Source organism: Pseudorhizobium endolithicum, assembly GCF_902153245.2.
GTDB lineage: Bacteria > Pseudomonadota > Alphaproteobacteria > Rhizobiales > Rhizobiaceae > Neorhizobium > Neorhizobium endolithicum.
Map to the genome: position 1 here is coordinate 32,784 of NZ_CABFWF030000010.1, position 17,317 is coordinate 50,100.

Here is a 17,317-nt window from a genome sequence, read left to right on the forward strand (position 1 = left end):
TGCTGCATTCAGAGCCCACGTCGTCCCGGGCACCTGCCGCGGAAGCGGCAGACGAGAAAAAGCCCTGCCTCCGGGGAAAGGCAGGGCAAGTCGACTGGAGGTCATTCAGGTTGTTGTCGGCGGCGACAGGGGAGAACGCCGCCTCGTTGTAACTCAGAGACCGTGAGCGTTCCGCTCCTCGCGCCGGCGCCAGTAACGCAGCCGCATCCGCGGCGCGATCCTTCTTGCAATGAACGGCGCCACGACGAACGAAAGGACGATCCATGCAGGCAGCAGGAACTTCGCATATCCCGCCAGTGCCGGTATCGAGAGGATGGCAATCGCTCCGAAGCCGAAGACCACCGCGTTGACCATCATCGACGCTATGACGGTGAGATAGGTGTTTGTCCTGATCGGTTCCATGGCCGGGCCTTTTCAATTCTTACGATCGGAAAACCCTCGAAAAGCGATCCGGTTCCACCGTTCCTTAACGCTCGACCACTCATACTGGACAAAACGCATCGCATATGCGAGGCAGACGTGGCAGCACCGTCCTTCCGTTTCAAACATTTCGACCTCAAGGGCCAGCGGGCCGGCACCGCCGTCGAGATCACCCTCAACGCCATCAACAATGTGCGGCTGATGACGGCTGGTAACTTTCAGCGCTTCAAGGAACTGCTGGACTTCAAATATGTCGGGGGTGTCGCCAAGAAGTCGCCGATCCGGCTGGTGATCCCGGAAGACGGGCATTGGCACCTTGTCGTCGACATGGAAGGCCATCGCGGACTTGCCGACTGCTCGGTCAAGGTGACGCCGCCGGCTGCCGCCGCACAGCGAAAGGCTGGCTAAGGCTCTCCGCGCTCCTTGCGCAGCCTCGCCCACCAGTCGAGCCGCTTGCGGACCTCGCGCTCGAAGCCCCGTTCCGGCGGATCGTAATACACCTGCCGGCCCATCTTCTCCGGGAAATAGTTCTGGCCGGAAAAAGCATCCGGCTCATCGTGGTCGTAGCGGTAGCCTTGGCCGTAACCTTCGCCCTTCATCAGCTTGGTCGGCGCGTTGAGGATATGCTTAGGCGGCAGCAGCGAGCCGTTTTCCTTCGCCGCGCGCATCGCAGCCTTGAAGGCCGTATAGACGGCATTGGATTTGGGAGCCGTCGCGAGGTAGACACAGGCCTCTGCCAGAGCCAGCTCCCCCTCCGGGGAACCCAGATAGTCATAGGCATCCTTGGCGGCATTGCAGACGACGAGCGCCTGCGGATCGGCAAGCCCGATATCTTCCACCGCCATGCGCACCAATCTCCGCCCGAGATAGAGCGGGTCTTCCCCGGCATCGAACATGCGCGCCAGGTAGTAAAGTGCGGCGTCGGGATCGGAGCCTCGGATAGACTTGTGAAGGGCGGAGATCAGGTTGTAGTGGCCGTCCTGCCCCTTGTCGTAGACCGGCGCGCGGCGCTGGACGATCAGCGCCAGGCCCTCGATATCGAAGGCTTCCCCTACCCGCGCCGCCCGCCAGACCTCCTCCGCCAGCGTCAGCACGGCCCGCCCATCGCCATCGGCCATGCGGACCAGGCTGGCACGCGCCCCGGCATCGAGCGGCAGCGGTCTTTCCTCCGCCTGTTCCGCCCGTTTCAGAAGCTCCTCCAGACTCTCCTCGTCATGCGGCCGGAAGGTCAGGACCCGGGCGCGAGACAGAAGAGCCGCATTCAGTTCGAAGCTCGGGTTTTCCGTCGTGGCACCGACGAGAATGACCGTTCCATCCTCCATAACGGGCAGGAAGCTGTCCTGCTGGGCGCGGTTGAAGCGGTGGATCTCGTCGACAAAGAGCAATGTCTGACGGCCTTCCATCCGGCGCATGCGCGCCGCCTCGAAGACCTTCTTCAGATCGGCGACGCCGGAAAAGATGGCCGAAATCTGCTCGAAGGCCAGCCCCGCCTCACCGGACAGCAGCCGTGCTACCGTTGTCTTGCCGGTACCGGGCGGTCCCCAGAAGATCATCGACCCAAGCGAGCCGGAGGCGATCATCCGTCGCAGCACGCCGTCCTCGCCCGTCAGATGCTCTTGCCCCGCAACCTCTGCCAGCGTCTTCGGACGAAGACGATCGGCGAGCGGCCGACGATTGGCGATCTCCTCCGGAACCTTCGGCGCAAAGAGATCGCCGCTCATCGGAAGAATTGCCGTATCCGTTGGCCATCGCGCTCGATCTCGACGCGCCAGAAACCCGGATCCTCGTCCAGCATGTCTTCCATCGCACGCGTAGAAGCCACGGCCACGCCGTTCAGCGAGATCACCAGATCCTTGGGCTGAAAGCCGAGGCGGCTTCCAGGCGAGCCTCGGGCGACATCGACTACCACGACGCCCGCCTTGTCCGCCGGCATGCGAAGCTCCTGGGCGAGCCTTGGCGAAAGGTTCGCAATGCGTAGGCCCGCGAATGGATTGCGTCCCTCCAGCAGGCGCTCATCCCGAGCCGGCGTCTCAGGAGCCGTGTTGAGGGCTATGGTGATTTCGCGCGTGCCGTTCGACTGTACCGTCAGTGCCGCCTCCTTACCGAGGCCGGCCGTCGTCAAACGGTAACCGAGGGCGTCGGGATGTTCCACCTCGATGCCATTGACGGCTGCAATGACCTCACCCGGCTTCAGTCCGGCCTTGTCGGCAGGCCCGCCTTCAACGACGCGGACGACGAGCGCTCCCCTTGCCGCCTTCAGCCCAAGTGCCTCGGCGACATCGGAGGTCACCGGCTCGAAGCTCGCACCGATATAAGGCCGCTCGAACGTCTCCTCACCCTTTTCGGCGGCGGCCAGGAAGACCTTCACCAAGTTGGCGGGAATCGCAAAGCCGATGCCGTTCGACCCGCCGCCGCGGGAGAAGATTGCCGTGTTGATGCCGATCAGCTCGCCGTCCATGTTCATCAGCGCCCCGCCAGAATTGCCGGGGTTGATGGAGGCGTCGGTTTGGATGAAGAAGCCGAAATCTCCGGGCGTTACCTGGTTGCGGGCAAGGCCGGACACGATGCCGCTCGTCACCGTTTGCCCCACTCCGAAGGGGTTGCCGACCGCCAGTACCAGATCTCCCACTTCGACCGCATCGGAATTTCCGATCGGCAAGAGGGGGAAGCTCTCATCTGCCGCCACCTTCAGCACGGCAAGATCGAGGCTCTCGTCCTTCAGCAGCACCTCGGACGCGAATTCCCGGCCATCGGCAAGCGCGATCCTTATGTCGTCCGCCCCCTGGATGACGTGGTTGTTGGTGACGACCAGACCACCGGCGGACACGATCACGCCGGAGCCCAGCGAAGACTGCTTCTCCGTCCGGTTCGGCATGCGCTGGCCGAAGAACTGCTCGAAGAAGGGGTCGCCTGCGAACGGGTTCAACCGCTGCACGACGCGCTCTGCATAGACGTTGACGACAGCGCCCGCCGTCTGCTTCACCAGCGGGGCGAAGGAGAGCTGGATCTCCGCCTGGCTCTGCGGCACCGACTTTTCGGCCTGCGCCAGAAGCGGCGACGGGACGAAGAAGGCAAGGGCGACAAACCCAATCATCAGGCGGCTGCGAATGCTCGACATGTTTATCCTCATCCTAAAACGGCGATCCGTTTTGTAGCGCGGCAGGCTGGAAAGGTAAGGTGGCTGAACAAGTATTCTGGAAAGGCTCTAGAACCTGCGTCAGCTTCTCTAAGCCATACCGACGATGGCCTCAACGCGCTTCATCACCTCACGAAGAACTGTCTCAGGAAGGCTTCCGATGCGTTCAACGTGGCGACCTTCGACAGTTGCGATCTTTACCGGCCTCACTACGGACGGAGCCGGCAGGCCTACTTCAGCGCGATTCGGAACGGCAACATCAGCCGCCCAAGGTCGGTTCTCGGCCGAGGTGATCATGACCACCCAAAGCAGGTTTCCACCCTCTCCTAGTCCTCCGTCGGAAACCACAAGAGCCGGTCGGCGCTGGCGCGTATCGCGATCCGTGTATGGGAACGGAACCCGAATGACGTCGCCGCGCCTAAAGCCGAGCATAAGCTTTCCTATCGGCGTCACCGTCCCACTCCCCGAAGGTGGCAAACGGATCGTCGGCGAGTTCTGCCGTCGGAACCCTGGAGATCACTACACGGCCATCGGGTTCGATCATATAGCGGATCTGATCGCCTTCCTGCAGGCTGAGCGCGTGGCGCACCGGCTGCGGAATGGTCGTCTGGGCCTTGCTGGTGATCTTGCTCGTGATCATAGGATTTCCTCTCGCCTCCAATGTAAGGAAGTTCCTTACATTGGACAAGAGGAACTCCGTCTACTCGGGCAGGATCCGCACGGCGCCCTTGTCGGCACTTGCGGCGAAGGCGGCATACGCCTTGAGCGCCGTGGTGACGTTGCGCTTGCGGGGCGCGACCGGCTTCCAGCCCGCCTTATCCTGCTCCGCCCGCCGATGCGCCAGCTCGGCGTCCGAGACCAGCAAGTTGATGGTGCGGCCAGGAATGTCGATCTCGATCATGTCGCCTTCGCGCACGAGGCCGATCGCTCCGCCCTGGGCTGCCTCGGGCGAGCAATGGCCGATGGACAGACCGGACGTGCCACCCGAAAAGCGACCATCGGTGACGAGGGCGCAGGCCTTGCCGAGGCCTTTCGACTTGAGGTAGCTCGTCGGATAGAGCATTTCCTGCATGCCGGGGCCGCCCTTCGGGCCTTCGTAGCGGATGACGACGACGTCGCCGGCAACAACTTCGTTGTTGAGGATCGCCTTGACGGAAGCGTCCTGGCTTTCGAAAACACGGGCCGGGCCGGTGAATTTCAGAATGGACTCATCCACGCCTGCCGTCTTCACGATGCAGCCGTTCAGAGCGATGTTGCCGTAGAGCACCGCCAGCCCACCATCCTTGGAGAACGGGTTCTTGACCGAGCGGATGACGCCGTTGTCGCTGTCGGTATCGAGTTCATCCCAACGCGACGACTGTGAAAAGGCAACCTGTGTCGGCACGCCGCCGGGAGCCGCCTTGAAGAAGGTGCGGACGGTCTCGCTGTTGGTGCGCGTGATGTCCCAGCGATCAATGGCATCGCCGAGCGTCGTTTCATGGACGGTGTAGCACTCGCGATTGATGAGGCTGCCGCGATCAAGCTCCCCGAGGATACGCATGATGCCGCCGGCGCGGTGGACATCCTCCATGTGAACATCGCTCTTGGCCGGCGCCACCTTGGAAAGGCAGGGAACCTTCCGCGACAAGCGATCGATGTCGTCCATGGTGAAGTCGACACCACCTTCGTGGGCGGCCGCGAGAATATGCAGCACCGTATTGGTGGAGCCGCCCATCGCGATATCGAGAGCCATGGCGTTTTCGAAGGCCTGCTTGGTCGCAATCGAGCGCGGCAGGACGCTTTCGTCCTCCTGCTCATAATAGCGACGGGCGAGATCGACGATCAGGTGGCCGGCCTCGACGAACAGGCGCCTGCGGTCCGAATGGGTGGCGAGCGTCGAGCCGTTGCCGGGCAGCGACAGGCCGAGCGCTTCCGTCAGGCAGTTCATCGAGTTGGCGGTGAACATGCCCGAGCACGAGCCGCAGGTCGGACAGGCGGCCTGCTCGATGGCCTGGACATCGGCATCGGAGATCGCGTCGTCGGCAGCGGCGACCATTGCGTCCACGAGATCGAGCGCAACCGTCTTGCCCTGCAGAACGACCTTGCCCGCCTCCATCGGTCCGCCTGACACGAAGACGGCAGGAATATTGAGGCGCATGGCAGCGTTCAGCATGCCAGGCGTGATCTTGTCGCAGTTGGAGATGCAGACCATGGCATCCGCGCAGTGGGCGTTGACCATGTACTCGACGGAGTCGGCGATGATCTCGCGCGATGGCAGCGAATACAGCATCCCGTCATGGCCCATGGCGATGCCGTCATCGACGGCGATCGTGTTGAACTCCTTGGCAACCCCACCGGCCGCCTCGATCTCGCGGGCAACGAGTTGGCCGAGATCCTTGAGGTGGACGTGGCCCGGCACGAACTGGGTGAACGAGTTGACCACCGCGATGATCGGCTTGCCGAAATCACCGTCCTTCATGCCGGTCGCGCGCCACAGGCCGCGCGCACCAGCCATGTTGCGGCCGTGGGTCGTGGTTCTGGAACGGTAGGCGGGCATGGGTTTCTTCCTCGGACTTGTTCGTGGAGCGCATCTGGCACGGGCAGCACCCGGCAGCTTTGCCAGTTTCCTACTCCAACACCCGTATAGTGTCACTATCAGGGGAGCGGAAAACGGTACTCTGCGGTACGCCTCACGCGAATGTGCCTCTCGTTCTGTTGACGGACGCTGTGAAACCAATCGTCGGCGCGCTACGTATAAGAAGAAAATAGCTCCCAGGGAGACCGTCATGCCTGCCTATCGCCCGCCCCGCTTCAGCGCCTCGGAGATCACGCCCCGCGAGATCTACATGTCGCGCCGGAAGTTCATCGGCACCGCCGCGGCCGGTGTAGCAATGTTCGGGGCCGGATCGGCAATCGCGGCCCCCTTGGCGGCATCACCAAGTCAATTCTCCACCGACGAAAAGCTCACGCCGAAGGAAGCGGTCACCACCTACAACAACTTCTATGAGTTCGGCACCGGCAAGGGCGACCCATCCGAGAAGTCGCAGCATTTCAAGCCGCTGCCGTGGTCGGTGAAGGTCGACGGCATGGTCGGCAAGCCGAAGGAATTCGGCATCGAGGAGTTGATGAAGATGCAACTCGAGGAGCGCGTCTATCGCCTGCGCTGCGTCGAAGGCTGGTCGATGGTGATACCATGGATCGGCTTCCCGCTTTCGGCGCTCCTCGACCAGGTGGAGCCGCTCGGCAGCGCCAAGTACGTCTCCTTCGAGACACTCGTGCGGCCGGAGGAAATGCCGGGACAGACCGGCCTCTTCCAGCCGCTTGAATGGCCATATGTCGAAGGGCTGAGGCTCGACGAGGCCCGCCACCCGCTGACCATCCTCGCTGTCGGCCTCTACGGAGAGACGCTGCCCAACCAGAATGGCGCTCCGATCCGGCTGGTCGTGCCATGGAAGTACGGCTTCAAGAGCATCAAGTCGATCGTCAGGCTCTCGCTTGTCGAGGAGCAGCCAGAGACCACCTGGAAGAACTCCAACGCGCGCGAATACGGCTTTTACTCGAACGTGAACCCGGAGGTCGATCACCCGCGCTGGAGCCAGGCGACTGAGCAGCGGATCGGCGAAGGTGGCTTCTTCAAGGTCGCCATCCGTCCCACCCTCATGTTCAACGGCTATGGCGAGGAGGTCGCCAGCCTCTACGAGGGGATGGACCTCAAGGCGAATTACTGATGGTGGGCATTCCCGCCCTGCCCCGCCGCCTGCACGGGCCCAGCATCTGGGCGCTCTATGCCGTGGGCCTCGTCCCGGCCGCCTGGAATTTCTATCTCGGCGCAACCGGTGGACTGGGCGTCAATCCGGTCAAGACGTTCGAACACCTGCTAGGCATCTGGGCCCTACGCTTCCTCATCGCCACGCTCGCGATCACACCCCTGCGGGACATCGTCGGCATCAACTGGCTTCGCTACAGACGCGCGCTGGGGCTGCTTGCCTTCTACTATGTCCTTATGCACTTCAGCGTCTGGCTCATCCTTGACCGCGGCCTCGACTTCGGCTCGATCGGCGCGGACATCGCGAAGCGCCCCTACATCACGATCGGCATGGTCTGCGTGGCCTGCCTCCTGCCATTGGCACTGACCTCCAACAACTGGTCGATACGAAAGTTGGGGCAGAGGTGGAACGGACTGCACCGGCTGATCTACCCGGTCGCACTGGGTGGTGCGCTGCACTACTTCCTGGCGGTCAAATCCGTGACGCTGACACCCTTCGTTCACATTGCCCTCGTTGCCCTACTGCTTCTCTATCGACCGCTGCGCAAGCCGTTCCTGAACTGGAAGCGAGGCGGTCCGCGCCTGGCGCGCGCCAGCAGATGACGAAAAAGGCCGGGCACTTCTGCCCGGCCTTCGAACTATCCGCGATACGAAACTGCTGATTATGCAGCTTCTGCTGCTTCAGCTTCAGCGGCAACGCGAGCCTTGTCGGCCTTGCCCTTGGCATCGACATCGCGCTCAACGAACTCGATGACGGCGAGCGGAGCGTTGTCGCCCTGACGGAAGCCGGCCTTCATGATGCGCAGGTAGCCGCCATTGCGGGTTGCGTAACGCGAGGCGATCGCGTCGAACAGCTTGCGGACGGCGTCCTGGTCCTGGATCTGCGAGATCGCCTGGCGGCGAGCGTGCAGGTCGCCGCGCTTACCGAGCGTGACGAGCTTCTCGACGATCGGACGGATTTCCTTTGCCTTCGGCAAGGTGGTGACGATCTGCTCATGGGTGATGAGCGAAGCCGCCATGTTGGCGAACATCGCCTTGCGGTGGCTTGCGGTGCGGTTGAGCTTGCGGCCTGCTTTTGCGTGGCGCATGTCTGGTCTCCTTCACTTGCAGGCATTCGCCTGCAGTCTGACTTGTTAGTATTGGTCTTCGTAACGCTTGGCGAGGTCTTCGATGTTCTCCGGCGGCCAGGCGGGAACTTCCATGCCGAGATGGAGGCCCATGGATGCCAGAACTTCCTTGATCTCGTTCAGCGACTTGCGACCGAAATTCGGAGTGCGCAGCATTTCCGCCTCGGTCTTCTGGATGAGATCGCCGATATAGACGATGTTGTCGTTCTTCAGGCAGTTGGCCGAACGGACGGAAAGCTCCAGTTCGTCGACCTTCTTGAGGAGCGCCGGGTTGAACGCCAGTTCGGTGACGGCCTCTTCCTCGACATCCTTCTGCGGCTCATCGAAGTTGACGAATACGCCGAGCTGGTCCTGGAGGATGCGAGCCGCAAAGGCCACTGCATCTTCACCGGTGACCGAACCATCGGTCTCGATCGTCATGGTCAGCTTATCGTAGTCGAGAACCTGTCCTTCACGGGTGTTTTCCACCTTGTAGGACACCTTCTTGACCGGCGAATAGAGGCTGTCGACGGGGATGAGGCCGATCGGCGCATCTTCTGCACGGTTACGCTCGGCCGGGACATAGCCCTTGCCGTTGTTGACCGTGAATTCCATGCGGATCTCGGCGCCCTCGTCGAGGGTGCAGATGACGTGGTCCGGATTGAGGATCTCGATGTCGCCAACCGTCTGGATGTCGCCGGCGGTGACCGAACCAGGCCCCTGCTTGCGCACAACCATGCGCTTGGCATCGTCGCCATCCATCTTGATGGCGATTTCCTTGATGTTGAGCACGATGTCCGTCACATCTTCCCGAACGCCGGGGATGGAGGAGAACTCGTGCAGAACGCCGTCGATCTGAACGGCGGTAACAGCAGCACCGCGCAGCGAAGACAGAAGCACGCGGCGCAGGGCGTTGCCGAGCGTCAGGCCGAAGCCCCGCTCAAGCGGCTCCGCAACCAGCGTTGCCTTGGTACGGCCGGACGAGGTGAACTCCACCTTGTTCGGCTTGATCAGTTCCTGCCAGTTCTTCTGGATCATGTTTTAAACCTTCCGTTCGTTGCCACCATCCAATCGTGGCAACCGAGCATGAGAAGCACCGAGTGAGGCATTGCCATTCGGCGGTACGGCAAAACCGCCAGACTTCGACGAGCGAAGTAAGGCGGCATTACGCAAGTTCAATGCGATCGGCCAAGAGGCCACCGCATCCGACTTAGACGCGGCGCTTCTTGCGCGGACGGCAGCCGTTGTGCGGGATCGGCGTCACGTCACGGATCGAGGTGATCATGAAGCCCGCAGCCTGGAGGGCGCGCAGAGCGGACTCACGACCCGAACCCGGACCGCAGACTTCCACTTCCAGCGACTTCATGCCGTGCTCCTGAGCCTTCTTGGCGCAGTCTTCGGCAGCAATCTGAGCAGCGAACGGGGTCGACTTGCGCGAACCCTTGAAGCCCTTTGCACCAGCAGACGACCAGGCAATCGCGTTGCCCTGCGCGTCGGTGATGGTGATCATCGTGTTGTTGAAGGTCGAGTTTACGTGGGCAACGCCCGACGTGATGTTCTTGCGTTCGCGACGGCGGACGCGGGTGGCTTCCTTGGCCATGGTCTTCCTTTCGTTGATCTCGTCACCGCCGTAGTTCCAGCGGCTCCACCGGAACAGAACTGAAATCCTGCTCCAAACTCAAAAAGAGGCCAGCGACCGAACGCCAGCCTCCCTCACCCGGAGAACCGGGAGATTACTTCTTCTTGCCGGCGATCGCCTTCGCAGGACCCTTGCGGGTGCGGGCATTGGTGTGCGTGCGCTGACCGCGAACCGGAAGGCCACGACGATGGCGCAGGCCACGGTAGCAGCCGAGGTCCATCAGACGCTTGATGTTCATCGAGGTTTCACGACGAAGATCACCCTCGACCTGATAGTCACGGTCGATGGTTTCGCGGATCTGCAGGACTTCTGCATCCGTCAGCTGATGGACGCGACGATCGGCCGGGATACCAACCTTCTCGACAATTTCCTGTGCGAATTTCGGGCCGATCCCGTGAATATACGTCAACGCGATAACGACGCGCTTCGCAGTCGGGATGTTGACGCCAGCGATACGTGCCACGCCTATTCTCCTTGCGTTCCAGTTGCCGTCCGGCAAGTGGTACTTCTTCCATGAGAGCAGCCGATCTAAGGCCGCCAGTTCAAATCCATCCGGAACAGGTCAAAGCGATCGGATCCGGAAACCCTTACGGGCTATCCGCGCCGATCGCATATGCTGTCGCGAGTTGGCGCGGTGTTTAGCGGAATCGGTAAAAAAATGCAACCGGCCCCGCCAAGATTCTTTAACAGATCGCCATCCGCTCAAAGCGCCGACAGGATCTTCTCGATATCCGCCGTCACGGTATCCATCTCTGCCATGCCATCAACCGTCTCCAACCTGCCCTTGGCATAGTAGTAGCCGATCAGCGGCGAGGTTTCCTTGTAGTAGACCTCGAGGCGCTGGGTCATGGTCTCGGCATTATCATCCGGACGGCGCTTGAAGTGAGTCGAACCGCACTTGTCGCAGACGCCTTCCTTCGAAGGTGTCTTGTCGGTGTCATGGTAGACAGTGCCGCACTGGGCGCAGGAATAGCGGCCCGACACGCGTCGGACCAGTTCCTTGTCATCGACCTTGAGCTCGATGACGGCGGAAAGTGCCAGACCCTTGTCCCGCAGCATCTTCTCCGTCGCATCCGCCTGCACGAGCGTGCGGGGAAAGCCATCGAGGATGAAACCGCTGGCACAGTCGGGCTGATCGATCCGTTCGGAGACGATCGCGATGACGATGTCGTCGGATACCAGCTTGCCGGCATCCATGACTTCCTTGGCGCGCCTGCCGACATCCGTCTGAGCGGCGACGGCCGCACGCAGCATGTCGCCGGTGGAGAGCTGCGGGATCCCGTACTTCTCCACGATCCGCTGGGCCTGGGTCCCCTTCCCCGCGCCCGGCGGTCCCAAAAGAATCAGTCTCATCGTCCCCTCTTTCCTCCACGCAATTTCGACTTCTTGATCAGGCCCTCATATTGCTGGGCAATAAGATGACCCTGGATCTGGGCAACCGTATCGAGGGTTACACTGACCACGATCAAAAGCGAAGTACCACCAAGGGCCAATGGAACGCCCGTGCGGGCGATCAGCAGCTCCGGCAGAACGCAGACGAAGACCAGATATGCTGCGCCGACAACGGTGATGCGCGTGAGGACATAGTCGATATACTCGGCGGTCCGCTCGCCGGGACGGATACCCGGGATGAAACCGCCATGTTTCTTCAGGTTATCGGCCGTGTCCTTCGGATTGAAGACGATGGCCGTATAGAAGAAGGCGAAGAAGGCGATCAGCAGGCCATAGAGCACCATGAAGGCGGGCTGGCCGTGACCGAGCGCCGAGATGATGGTGGTGGCCCAGCCAGGCATCTCCGAATTCCCCGCGAAACCTGCAGCCGTCGCCGGCAGAAGGAGAAGCGAAGACGCGAAAATCGCAGGAATGACGCCGGAGGTGTTGAGCTTCAACGGCAGGTGCGAGGTATCGCCCTGGAACATCCGGTTGCCGACCTGACGCTTCGGATACTGGATGAGCAGCCGCCGCTGGGCCCGTTCCACGAAGACGATCAGCATGATGACCGCGATGGCCACGACAATGACCGTGAGGATGAGCGCCGTCGACAATGCGCCCGTACGACCGAGTTCCAGGGTACCGGCCAGGGCAGACGGAAGCGCAGCCACGATGCCGGCGAAGATGATCAGGGAAATCCCGTTACCGATGCCGCGCGCGGTGATCTGCTCGCCGAGCCACATCAGGAACATCGTGCCACCGAGCAGCGTCACGACGGTGGAGATGCGGAAGAACCAGCCCGGATCGACCACGAGGCCATTGCCGCTTTCGAGACCCACCGCGATGCCATAGGCCTGCAGCGTGCCGAGAAGAACGGTGCCGTAGCGCGTGTACTGGTTGATGACCTTGCGGCCCTGCTCGCCTTCCTTCTTGAGGGCTTCGAGCGACGGGACCACGGAGGTCATCAGCTGCACGATGATCGACGCGGAGATATAGGGCATGATGCCGAGCGCGAAGATCGCCATCCGCTCGACGGCGCCGCCCGCAAACATGTTGAAAAGGCCAAGAATGCCGCCGGCCTGGCCGCGGAAGGCCTGCGCATAGGCCTCCGGATTGAGGCCCGGGAGCGGGATATGGGTGCCAAGCCGATAGACGAGAAGCGCTGCAAGCGTGAACCACAGCCGCTTCTTGAGGTCTTCCGCCTTCGCAAAAGTCGAAAAATTGAGATTGGAGGCAAGTTGTTCCGCTGCAGACGCCATGCATTTCTCCGCCTGACCAATTCCGCCGGCGGAGGTGATGCCGGGCCCGGAAAGCAGTCCAAATTCAGTTTCAAAAAACGGGCGGGGATCGCGGATGCAATCGGTGCCTCACCCAGTTTTCCGTATGGTTCCGGAAAGCGCGACCGTGGTGATCGGCCCCGGAATCGTGAGGCTCACATATGGGAGCAAAATCGCCCGGTGTGAAGCACTCCGGGCGATCTTAAACGGTTTATTCCGCCGAGGCGACTTCCGGAAGCTTGATGGAGCCGCCGGCCTTCTCGATCTTCTCGACAGCAGCCTTGGAGGCGCCAGCCGCTTCGATCGTAACCTTGGCCTTCAGTTCGCCGTCGGACAGGATCCGGATGCCATCCTTCGGGCGACGGATGACACCGGCAGCCTTGAGCGCCGCTGCATCGATCGTAGCCTTGGGGTCGAGCTTCTTGGCATCAATCGCGGTCTGGATGCGGCCGAGCGAAACGGTCACATACTCCGACGCGAAGATGTTGTTGAAGCCGCGCTTCGGCAGGCGACGATAGATCGGCATCTGGCCGCCCTCGAAGCCGTTGATGGCGACGCCCGAACGAGCCTTCTGGCCCTTGACGCCGCGCCCGCCGGTCTTGCCCTTGCCGGAACCGATACCGCGACCAACGCGCTTGCGATCCTTTACGGCGCCTTCGTTATCTCTGATTTCGTTCAGTTTCATGATGATTTCCCCCGTCTCACTTCTCGTCGACGACGCGAACGAGATGCTGGACAGCACGGATCATGCCGCGAACCGCCGGAGTATCCTCCAGGGTGCGAACCCGATGCATCTTGTTGAGGCCGAGACCGATCAGCGTCTGGCGCTGCACAGCCGGGCGGCGGATGGGGCTACCGATCTGCTCGACCGTAACCGTCTTCTTGGCGTCTGCCTGGGTGGCTTTCTTGGCCATGATCGCTCTCCTTATTCTTCCGATGCATTGCCGGAAGCGGCGCGGCGAGCCTGCAGCGTTGCGTACTTGAGGCCGCGCTGGGCTGCGACGTCCTTCGGATGCACCTGATGCTTCAGGGCGTCGAAGGTGGCGCGAACCATGTTGTAGGGGTTCGACGAGCCGGTCGACTTCGCAACGACGTCATGGACGCCGAGCGTTTCGAAGACGGCGCGCATAGGACCGCCGGCGATGATACCGGTACCGGCCTTGGCCGAGCGCAGCAGAACCTTGCCGGCGCCGTGGCGGCCATTGACGTCGTGATGCAGCGTACGACCGTCGCGCAGCGGTACGAAAATCAGGTCGCGCTTGGCGGATTCGGTTGCCTTGCGGATGGCTTCCGGCACTTCGCGTGCCTTGCCGTGGCCGAAGCCTACGCGGCCCTTCTGGTCGCCGACGACGACGAGAGCAGCGAAGCCGAAGCGACGGCCACCCTTGACGACCTTCGCGACGCGGTTGATCGCGACCAGCTTGTCGACGAACTCGCTATCGCGCTCTTCGCGGTTCTGGCGGTCTTCGCGAGAACCTCTTCTTTCCTGTGCCATTGTCCTTTTCCTTTTTCTTTTCCGGGTGCAATCGGCAGATTACAACGTGATCCGAAGATGGATCCGGGGTGCGGCAGAACCGCATTTCGCCCGGCTCCGCGAACGGTACCGGGCGAAAATTCCTTAGAAGCTCAGACCGCCTTCGCGGGCAGCTTCGGCCAAGGCCTTGATACGGCCGTGGTAGATGAAGGCGCCGCGATCGAACACGACTTCCTTCACACCGGCCTTCGTCGCACGCTCGGCAACCAGCTTGCCGACGGCGGCAGCTGCCGCAGTGTCGGCGCCAGTCTTGAGCGACTTGCGCAGGTCGGCGTCGAGCGTGGAGGCGGCAGCAAGCGTGCGGCCGGCCACGTCGTCGATAACCTGGACGTAGATGTTCTTGGAGGAGCGGTGAACCGACAGACGCGGACGGCCGTTTGCGACCTTCTTGACCTGGCGGCGAACACGGCTCGCACGCTTGCTGAGTGCTTCTTTTCTGGTAGCCATGATCGCTCGTCCTTACTTCTTCTTGCCTTCCTTGCGGACGATCCGTTCCTCGGCGTACTTGACGCCTTTGCCCTTGTAGGGCTCGGGACCACGGTATTCGCGGATTTCCGCGGCAACCTGACCGACCTGCTGCTTGTTGATGCCGGTCACGACGATTTCCGTCGGCTTCGGAACGGCAATGGTGATGCCCTGCGGCGGCTCATAGACCACATCGTGGCTGAAACCGAGCTGCAGCTGCAGGTTCTTGCCCTGCATGGCGGCACGGTAGCCGACGCCGTTGATCTCGAGCTTGCGCTCGTAGCCGTCCTTGACGCCGCGGAAGATGTTCTCGATCATCGTGCGCGACATGCCCCACTTGGAGCGGGCGTCCTTGCTGTCGTTGATCGGGGTCACCGAAACCGCGTTGTCGTTCATTTCCAGCTTCACTTCGTCATTGGCGACGAAGAAGAGCTCGCCCTTCGGGCCCTTGGCAGTTACCTTCTGGCCATCAACGCTAGCCGTAACACCTGCAGGAACCTGAACGGGCCTTTTACCGATACGAGACATTGTTTTATCCTGTCTGTTCGTTCTGGAGATCCCTGCCCTGTCTTAGAAGACCGAGCAGAGAACCTCGCCACCAACGTTCTGTTCGCGAGCCTGGTGATCGGCCATCACGCCCTTCGGAGTCGAAAGGATGGTGATGCCGAGGCCGTTCGCGACCTGCGGAATCGACTTCACGGAGACATATACCCGGCGGCCAGGCTTCGACACGCGGCCGATTTCCCGGATAACGGATGCGCCTTCGTAGTACTTCAGCTCGATCTCGATCTCGGACTTGCCGTTACCGTAATCGGTCTGGGAATAGCCGCGAATGTAGCCTTCGGCCTGCAGAACGTCGAGAACGCGCGCACGCAGCTTGGAAGCGGGCGTGGTCACGGTCGACTTGCGGCGAGCGGCACCATTGCGGATGCGGGTGAGCATATCGCCCAACGGATCAGTCATGGTCATCTAACCGTCTCCTTACCAGCTCGACTTGACGACGCCCGGCACCTTGCCGAGGTTGCCCAACTCGCGAAGCGCGATACGCGACATCTTGAGCTTACGGTAGAAAGCGCGCGGGCGGCCGGTGACTTCGCAACGGTTGCGGATACGCGTCTTCGATCCATCGCGCGGCAGCGCGGCGAGCTTCAGGGTTGCCTGGAACCGCTCTTCGATCGGCAGTTCCTGGTTCATGATGGTCGCCTTTAGAGCTGCGCGCTTGGCAGCCTGGTTGGCAACGGTCTTGCGGCGGCGCTTGTTCTTTTCAACTGCGCTGGTCTTCGCCATATCGGAGTTCCTTTTCTACGCTCGTCGTTACGGTTACTGACGGAACGGGAAGTTGAACTCTTTCAGAAGAGCCCGGGCTTCGTCGTCGGTCTTGGCCGTCGTGCAAACGATGATGTCCATGCCCCACATCTGATCAACCTTGTCGTAGTTGATCTCAGGGAACACGATGTGTTCCTTGATGCCCATGGCGAAGTTGCCACGGCCGTCAAAGCTCTTCGGGTTCAGGCCGCGGAAGTCGCGAACGCGCGGAAGCGCGATGTTGATCAGGCGGTCGAGGAATTCATACATGCGGGCGCCGCGCAGGGTCACCTTCGCACCGATCGGCATGCCTTCGCGGACCTTGAAGCCGGCGATGGAGTTACGGGCGCGGGTGATGACCGGCTTCTGGCCGGCGATCGCAGCGAGGTCGGCGGCAGCAACCGTCGGCTTCTTCGAATCAGCCGTCGCTTCGCCGACACCCATGTTGATGACGATCTTGTCGATCTTCGGGATCATCATCTCGTTGGAATAGGAGAACTGCTCCTTGAGAGCCGCGCGGATACGGGAAACGTATTCCTGCTTGAGCCGCGGCTCGTACTTTGCCTCAGCCATCGATCACATCTCCCGTACGCTTGGCGACTCGCACCTTCTTTCCATCGACGACGGAGAAGCCGACGCGGGTCGGCTTGCCGTCCTTCGCGACGATCGCGATGTTCGACAGGTGGATGGATGCTTCCTTGTTGATGATGCCGGCCTCCTGCGTCTGAGTCTGACGCTGGTGGCGCTTCACCATGTTGACGCCGCGAACGACCGCACGGTCTTCCTTCGGCAGAACCTGGAGAACTTCACCGGTACGGCCCTTGTCCTTGCCAGTGAGTACGACGACGTTGTCGCCCTTCTTGATCTTCTGCATGGATCCCGCTCCTTACAGTACTTCTGGAGCCAGCGAGATGATCTTCATGTGGTTCTTGGCGCGAAGTTCGCGCGGAACCGGTCCGAAGATACGGGTGCCGATCGGCTCTTTCTTGTTGTCGATGAGGACCGCCGCGTTGTTGTCGAAGCGGATGACGCTGCCGTCGGCGCGGCGGATGTCCTTGGCGGTACGCACAACAACCGCCTTCATCACGTCGCCCTTCTTCACGCGGCCGCGCGGGATGGCTTCCTTGATCGAAACGACGATCACGTCGCCGATCGAAGCATACTTGCGCTTGGAGCCGCCCAGCACCTTGATGCACATGACACGACGTGCGCCGGAATTATCCGCCACGTCGAGGTTTGTTTGCATCTGAATCATGTCA

25 protein-coding genes are annotated in these 17,317 nt (G+C 61.6%); 3 read left to right on the forward strand and 22 right to left on the reverse strand.

The window, feature by feature from the left end:
- Window positions 1-153: 153 nt before the first annotated feature.
- Window positions 154-402 (reverse strand): hypothetical protein, encoded by a 249-nt coding sequence (locus RTCK_RS05975; RefSeq protein ID WP_185927932.1) that lies wholly within the window; start codon window positions 400-402, stop codon window positions 154-156.
- Between the two features lie 117 nt (window positions 403-519).
- On the opposite strand from RTCK_RS05975, the gene RTCK_RS05980 reads away from it, so the two are divergent.
- On the forward strand, window positions 520-828 hold the full coding sequence (locus RTCK_RS05980; RefSeq protein ID WP_142592148.1) for a DUF1883 domain-containing protein: 309 nt from the start codon (window positions 520-522) through the stop codon (window positions 826-828).
- Here the strand turns inward: RTCK_RS05980 and RTCK_RS05985 are convergent.
- The 5 genes from RTCK_RS05985 to ilvD all read right to left on the reverse strand — a co-directional run bounded on the left by RTCK_RS05985 (window position 825) and on the right by ilvD (window position 6,092).
- Window positions 825-2,141: a replication-associated recombination protein A gene (locus tag RTCK_RS05985; protein ID WP_142592149.1), complete on the reverse strand. Its 1,317-nt coding sequence runs from the start codon at window positions 2,139-2,141 to the stop codon at window positions 825-827. The two genes, RTCK_RS05980 and RTCK_RS05985, sit on opposite strands and share 4 nt — an antisense overlap.
- Entirely contained in the window at window positions 2,138-3,538 is a 1,401-nt protein-coding gene (locus tag RTCK_RS05990) for a DegQ family serine endoprotease (RefSeq protein ID WP_142592150.1), read from the reverse strand. Before RTCK_RS05990 ends, RTCK_RS05985 begins: the two co-directional genes overlap by 4 nt.
- A gap of 108 nt (window positions 3,539-3,646) precedes the next feature.
- Window positions 3,647-3,988, reverse strand: a complete 342-nt coding sequence (locus tag RTCK_RS05995; protein WP_142520886.1) for a type II toxin-antitoxin system PemK/MazF family toxin — start codon at window positions 3,986-3,988, stop codon at window positions 3,647-3,649.
- Window positions 3,975-4,196: a type II toxin-antitoxin system PrlF family antitoxin gene (locus RTCK_RS06000; RefSeq protein ID WP_142592151.1), complete on the reverse strand. Its 222-nt coding sequence runs from the start codon at window positions 4,194-4,196 to the stop codon at window positions 3,975-3,977. The genes RTCK_RS05995 and RTCK_RS06000 overlap by 14 nt, the downstream gene beginning before the upstream one ends.
- Before the next feature lie 60 nt (window positions 4,197-4,256).
- Window positions 4,257-6,092 carry a dihydroxy-acid dehydratase gene (ilvD, locus tag RTCK_RS06005; RefSeq protein ID WP_142520888.1) on the reverse strand — a complete coding sequence of 612 codons (1,836 nt, stop codon included), beginning with the start codon at window positions 6,090-6,092 and terminating at the stop codon, window positions 4,257-4,259.
- 229 nt (window positions 6,093-6,321) lie between these two features.
- Here ilvD and msrP point away from each other — a divergent pair, with 229 nt between their 5' ends.
- Window positions 6,322-7,263, forward strand: coding sequence for a protein-methionine-sulfoxide reductase catalytic subunit MsrP (gene msrP / locus RTCK_RS06010; protein WP_142592152.1), 942 nt, complete (start codon window positions 6,322-6,324; stop codon window positions 7,261-7,263).
- The gene (msrQ, locus tag RTCK_RS06015; protein WP_142592153.1) at window positions 7,263-7,904 is read left to right on the forward strand and encodes a protein-methionine-sulfoxide reductase heme-binding subunit MsrQ; all 642 of its coding nucleotides are present in this window, start codon (window positions 7,263-7,265) and stop codon (window positions 7,902-7,904) included. The genes msrP and msrQ overlap by 1 nt, the downstream gene beginning before the upstream one ends.
- 59 nt (window positions 7,905-7,963) lie before the next feature.
- On the opposite strand, the gene rplQ is transcribed toward msrQ, so the two are convergent.
- From rplQ to rplN, 16 genes are all read right to left on the reverse strand, one after another.
- Complete coding sequence (rplQ, locus tag RTCK_RS06020) at window positions 7,964-8,389, reverse strand: 50S ribosomal protein L17 (protein WP_052638154.1); 426 nt, start codon at window positions 8,387-8,389, stop codon at window positions 7,964-7,966.
- A 45-nt stretch (window positions 8,390-8,434) separates the two neighbouring features.
- Window positions 8,435-9,445, reverse strand: a complete 1,011-nt coding sequence (locus tag RTCK_RS06025) for a DNA-directed RNA polymerase subunit alpha (RefSeq protein WP_142520891.1) — start codon at window positions 9,443-9,445, stop codon at window positions 8,435-8,437.
- A 172-nt stretch (window positions 9,446-9,617) separates the two neighbouring features.
- Window positions 9,618-10,007, reverse strand: coding sequence for a 30S ribosomal protein S11 (gene rpsK, locus RTCK_RS06030; RefSeq protein ID WP_007766864.1), 390 nt, complete (start codon window positions 10,005-10,007; stop codon window positions 9,618-9,620).
- A 133-nt stretch (window positions 10,008-10,140) separates the two neighbouring features.
- Complete coding sequence (rpsM, locus tag RTCK_RS06035; protein WP_052638152.1) at window positions 10,141-10,509, reverse strand: 30S ribosomal protein S13; 369 nt, start codon at window positions 10,507-10,509, stop codon at window positions 10,141-10,143.
- A 239-nt stretch (window positions 10,510-10,748) separates the two neighbouring features.
- On the reverse strand, window positions 10,749-11,399 hold the full coding sequence (locus RTCK_RS06040; RefSeq protein WP_142592154.1) for an adenylate kinase: 651 nt from the start codon (window positions 11,397-11,399) through the stop codon (window positions 10,749-10,751).
- Window positions 11,396-12,736, reverse strand: coding sequence for a preprotein translocase subunit SecY (gene secY, locus RTCK_RS06045; protein WP_142520893.1), 1,341 nt, complete (start codon window positions 12,734-12,736; stop codon window positions 11,396-11,398). Before secY ends, RTCK_RS06040 begins: the two co-directional genes overlap by 4 nt.
- A 229-nt stretch (window positions 12,737-12,965) precedes the next feature.
- Entirely contained in the window at window positions 12,966-13,439 is a 474-nt protein-coding gene (gene rplO / locus RTCK_RS06050; protein WP_142592155.1) for a 50S ribosomal protein L15, read from the reverse strand.
- A gap of 16 nt (window positions 13,440-13,455) precedes the next feature.
- Window positions 13,456-13,668 (reverse strand): 50S ribosomal protein L30, encoded by a 213-nt coding sequence (gene rpmD, locus RTCK_RS06055; protein ID WP_142520895.1) that lies wholly within the window; start codon window positions 13,666-13,668, stop codon window positions 13,456-13,458.
- 11 nt (window positions 13,669-13,679) lie between these two features.
- Window positions 13,680-14,249: a 30S ribosomal protein S5 gene (rpsE, locus tag RTCK_RS06060; protein WP_142520896.1), complete on the reverse strand. Its 570-nt coding sequence runs from the start codon at window positions 14,247-14,249 to the stop codon at window positions 13,680-13,682.
- 123 nt (window positions 14,250-14,372) lie between these two features.
- Window positions 14,373-14,735 carry a 50S ribosomal protein L18 gene (rplR, locus tag RTCK_RS06065; protein ID WP_142520897.1) on the reverse strand — a complete coding sequence of 121 codons (363 nt, stop codon included), beginning with the start codon at window positions 14,733-14,735 and terminating at the stop codon, window positions 14,373-14,375.
- Between the two features lie 12 nt (window positions 14,736-14,747).
- Window positions 14,748-15,281, reverse strand: a complete 534-nt coding sequence (gene rplF / locus RTCK_RS06070; protein ID WP_142520898.1) for a 50S ribosomal protein L6 — start codon at window positions 15,279-15,281, stop codon at window positions 14,748-14,750.
- A gap of 42 nt (window positions 15,282-15,323) precedes the next feature.
- Window positions 15,324-15,722: a 30S ribosomal protein S8 gene (rpsH, locus tag RTCK_RS06075; RefSeq protein ID WP_142520899.1), complete on the reverse strand. Its 399-nt coding sequence runs from the start codon at window positions 15,720-15,722 to the stop codon at window positions 15,324-15,326.
- A gap of 12 nt (window positions 15,723-15,734) precedes the next feature.
- Complete coding sequence (rpsN, locus tag RTCK_RS06080; RefSeq protein ID WP_142520900.1) at window positions 15,735-16,040, reverse strand: 30S ribosomal protein S14; 306 nt, start codon at window positions 16,038-16,040, stop codon at window positions 15,735-15,737.
- Window positions 16,041-16,073: 33 nt separating this feature from the next.
- On the reverse strand, window positions 16,074-16,631 hold the full coding sequence (gene rplE / locus RTCK_RS06085; RefSeq protein ID WP_142592156.1) for a 50S ribosomal protein L5: 558 nt from the start codon (window positions 16,629-16,631) through the stop codon (window positions 16,074-16,076).
- Complete coding sequence (rplX, locus tag RTCK_RS06090) at window positions 16,624-16,932, reverse strand: 50S ribosomal protein L24 (RefSeq protein WP_142520902.1); 309 nt, start codon at window positions 16,930-16,932, stop codon at window positions 16,624-16,626. Before rplX ends, rplE begins: the two co-directional genes overlap by 8 nt.
- A 12-nt stretch (window positions 16,933-16,944) precedes the next feature.
- The gene (gene rplN / locus RTCK_RS06095) at window positions 16,945-17,313 is read right to left on the reverse strand and encodes a 50S ribosomal protein L14 (RefSeq protein WP_052638136.1); all 369 of its coding nucleotides are present in this window, start codon (window positions 17,311-17,313) and stop codon (window positions 16,945-16,947) included.
- Between the last annotated feature and the right edge of the window lie 4 nt (window positions 17,314-17,317).